The following is a 454-nucleotide window of genomic DNA, read 5'->3' as shown; positions in this document are numbered from 1 at the left end:
GTGGGCCCGGGTAGACTCGAACTACCGACCCCACGCTTATCAAGCGTGTGCTCTAACCGACTGAGCTACGGGCCCATTCCTGGCATAAGGCGATCAGTAAAACCAACCACCCTACAGGACGATAGTCCGTCGCCGGCCGTCCGGCGCCCTCGCGGAGCGCCGCCGCAAAGCGGCGAACAGCGCGTGAGCGCAAACCAAAGGTTCATATCCTTCTGAAGAAAGAGAAACGTGGACGGCGATCTGCGCCATACCGTGACGATGCCAAGCATCTGTCCGGCGTATTACGTTTTCGATCGTGACCTGACTGGTCCGATCTATGTTCTAAAAAGCACGGGAAGGTTCATCCTGATCTAGACAGGCGTCTTACCAATTCCACAGCTTCCTTAGAAAGGAGGTGATCCAGCCGCAGGTTCCCCTACGGCTACCTTGTTACGACTTCACCCCAGTCGCTGAC

General features: G+C 56.8%; 1 tRNA gene and 1 rRNA gene. Both read right to left on the bottom strand.

What is annotated here, in order from left to right:
• Position 1: 1 nt before the first annotated feature.
• A tRNA-Ile gene (locus H6M51_RS24265) sits at positions 2-75 on the bottom strand.
• A gap of 312 nt (positions 76-387) precedes the next feature.
• Positions 388-454: ribosomal RNA gene (locus tag H6M51_RS24260) — 16S ribosomal RNA — on the bottom strand; the annotation flags it as partial.

Origin of the sequence: Rhizobium sp. AQ_MP (assembly GCF_014237835.1) — a bacterium.
Taxonomy (GTDB): Bacteria; Pseudomonadota; Alphaproteobacteria; order Rhizobiales; family Rhizobiaceae; genus Allorhizobium.
This window is presented reverse-complemented; position numbering and strand designations above follow the sequence as displayed.